This is a genomic window from Candidatus Magnetobacterium casense (assembly GCF_019173545.1).
Taxonomy (GTDB): domain Bacteria; phylum Nitrospirota; class Thermodesulfovibrionia; order Thermodesulfovibrionales; family Magnetobacteriaceae; genus Magnetobacterium; species Magnetobacterium cryptolimnobacter.
On sequence record NZ_JABXWD010000437.1, the window covers coordinates 1 to 2,625 of the forward strand.

At 49.9% G+C, this 2,625-nt stretch carries 4 protein-coding genes; all 4 read right to left on the bottom strand.

Annotated features, from left to right (window positions below; translation table 11 throughout):
• Nucleotides 1-625, bottom strand: a 625-nt coding sequence (locus HWQ67_RS15990; RefSeq protein WP_218253684.1) for a TM2 domain-containing protein, incomplete at its 3' end; no start/stop codon positions are given.
• A 228-nt stretch (nucleotides 626-853) separates the two neighbouring features.
• Nucleotides 854-1,414, bottom strand: coding sequence for a CPBP family intramembrane glutamic endopeptidase (locus tag HWQ67_RS15995; RefSeq protein WP_218253685.1), 561 nt, complete (start codon nucleotides 1,412-1,414; stop codon nucleotides 854-856).
• Nucleotides 1,415-1,427: 13 nt separating this feature from the next.
• Nucleotides 1,428-2,297: an imidazole glycerol phosphate synthase subunit HisF gene (gene hisF / locus HWQ67_RS16000; RefSeq protein ID WP_218253686.1), complete on the bottom strand. Its 870-nt coding sequence runs from the start codon at nucleotides 2,295-2,297 to the stop codon at nucleotides 1,428-1,430.
• 122 nt (nucleotides 2,298-2,419) lie between these two features.
• Nucleotides 2,420-2,625: hypothetical protein (locus HWQ67_RS16005; RefSeq protein ID WP_218253687.1), on the bottom strand; the 206-nt coding region annotated here is incomplete at its 5' end.

The window sequence follows — 2,625 nt, forward strand, 5'->3', positions numbered from 1 at the left end:
AGCATGGTAAGATGGGGTCAAGGGGGCTGGCCCCCTTGCAGGGGAGGTCTGAGGAGGGGGCGGAGCCGCCCTCCTTCTTTCTTTTACCATGCAATATAAAGAGGATACGAAAATACTCTAAAATTATCAGCAGCATAGAAACAAATATAGAAAAGAATGCGAGAGCATGCTTGTTGTCATAGTTGTCAGCGAATTTACTCATCTTTACTATTAATGATATATCTATGCCTGGCTCAGGAGGATCGGCAAGATGCTTTTCTCTGTCACATTTTAGTATCTCATTTCTTAAATTGCTATCCGATAACACACTAGCGGCAATATATCTTGTTGCTTCACTTTTCCTGAAATCCATCATTGCTCCTCCACTTACACTTATTGAACGAAAATTATCATACCTATCTCTACTGTTAAGACTCCAATTAACCAGCTCATAACCTTTATCATCCGCAAATCTTCCTGTAATAATTAACACTAAATCATAAAAAACCCATAAACCAAAACCACCTCCAGTAAAAAGCATCAGCATCCCCGTCCATGCTTTCCTCACATAAAAGCGATGTACACCAGCCCATCCAAAAACAAAACACAGCACCAAAGCTACCATCCTGTTTTTCTCAGAAACCATAATGAATAACCATTCTGCTTTGATAAAAGCGCATTTTATCTGATAACATCACACCTCTCAACTTTGTATAACTTGTACACAAATAAGCTTACGTCTCAAATTTTTGTCCTCGCGCCCCAGACAATAGTTATGCTATCACAGATATCAGAGTTTGTCAAGTCTTTTTTATGCGTGTAAATCCAAGCTCCATCTGAGGGGAGGGCAGAACCGCTCCCCTTCTTTCTTTTCTTATTCTTCTTTTACGTAATATTTCAGGTATACGATGGCGCCAAGGTCGTAGAGGAAGTGGATGAGGATCGGGACAAACAGGCTGTTGTACAGCGTAAAGACCCATCCAATGTACAGTCCCATTGCCGTGGCAAAAACAAAGTACGCCGGCGATACGAAATGCAGAAGGCCAAAGATAACACTCCCCCAGATGATCCCAAACTTGACCTGAACGATCCCCCGAAAGAGGGCCTCCTCTCCGACACCGGCCAGTATGCAGATAAACACGACGTCTACGAAGGTTGTGTTGATAAACATGGCCCTGATGTGGTTGATAACAAACTGCCGCATTGTGCGCATAAATGACAGCGACATGGCCATCTCAGACAGCGATATGACAAACACTGCCACCGGTGGAAGCGTCCATGCCAGCGCCACCAGACAATCGCGCAACGGACGCTCACTGCCAAAGACCAGCCCTATGTGCAACCTCCCCGATAAGACCGCCGCCAACAGCAACAATCCCCCCTCCACCGCAACGGCAAGGACAACAACCCGCCTTCTCTCAATTGCCGGTGTCATACCGTTGTCCCGCTCACATGCGCATCGGCACGCCCCTCTTGGCCAGATACTGCTTGGCCTCGGAGATGGAGTGCTGCCTGAAGTGAAATATGGAAGCGGCTAATACGGCATCGGCCTTACCCTGGTCTAGGGCCTCAAAGAGGTGCTCCAACTCCCCGGCCCCCCCGGAAGCAATCACCGGTATCGACACCGCCTCCGACACCGCCCTGGTAAGCTCGATGTCGTAACCGACCTTGGTGCCGTCCTTGTCCATGCTGGTCAACAGGATTTCACCGGCACCGATGGCCTCCATGTAGATGGCCCAGGCAACGGCATCAATGGCAACCGGTCTCCTGCCTCCGTGCGTGTGGACCTCCCACCTCTGCGGTATATCAGCCGTCCCCGGTTCCATAAACAGGCGCCTGAAATCGTTGCCGGGGGCAGTGGTGAGCGCATCACTGAGCCATTGGGGGGGTCTCCGCTCTGCCGTCGATGAAACCGTGTATCGCTTGGCGTCTATGGCCACCACTATGCACTGACTGCCAAAACGTTCCGAGGCCTTGCGTATAAAATCTGGGTTGTTGACGGCAGCCGTGTTGATCGACACCTTGTCGCAGCCGGCATTTAACAACGCCCTGATGTCATCGAGACTGCCGATGCCACCACCAACCGTCAGCGGGATAAACACCTCCGCCGCAGTGCGCTCCACCACGTCAAGTATGATCTTGCGCTTTTCGTGCGATGCCGTAATGTCAAGGTAGGTCAGCTCATCGGCGCCCTCGCTGTCATAGAATATGGCATTTTCAACGGGGTCTCCGGCATCGCGGATGTTTACAAAATTTACGCCCTTGACTACTCGTCCATCCCGCACATCCAGACACGGGATGATCCTCTTTGCAAGCATGTCAGTCTCCTTAATGGTTCAAGTCAATCTCTGTAATAGGTAAGACCTCTCTCAGTCTCATGTCATCAACTGATTTAATTTTACGCCCCCGTGCAAAGTTTTTGCAAATACCCGCTCACGGTCTACGTCTGACTGTAGGTAGCCATCAATGGTCCGTCGTGTGATATGGCAGAAGTCGGAGGCGGCCCCATTTCTTTTCTTGTTTTATCGCGCGTTTCGATCGCGTGCAATACAAAGAACAAGGAGGGCGGCTCCGCCCCCTCCTTGACCTCCCCCGCAAGGGAACCAGTCCCCTTGACCCCATAAAAATACCACATATCTTGTATTT

Excerpts from the sequence above, each read along its gene's own strand:
- HWQ67_RS15995 (WP_218253685.1), bottom strand. The coding sequence starts at position 1,414 with ATGACACCGGCAATTGAGAGAAGGCGGGTTGTTGTCCTTGCCGTTGCG.
- hisF (WP_218253686.1), bottom strand. The coding sequence starts at position 2,297 with ATGCTTGCAAAGAGGATCATCCCGTGTCTGGATGTGCGGGATGGACGA.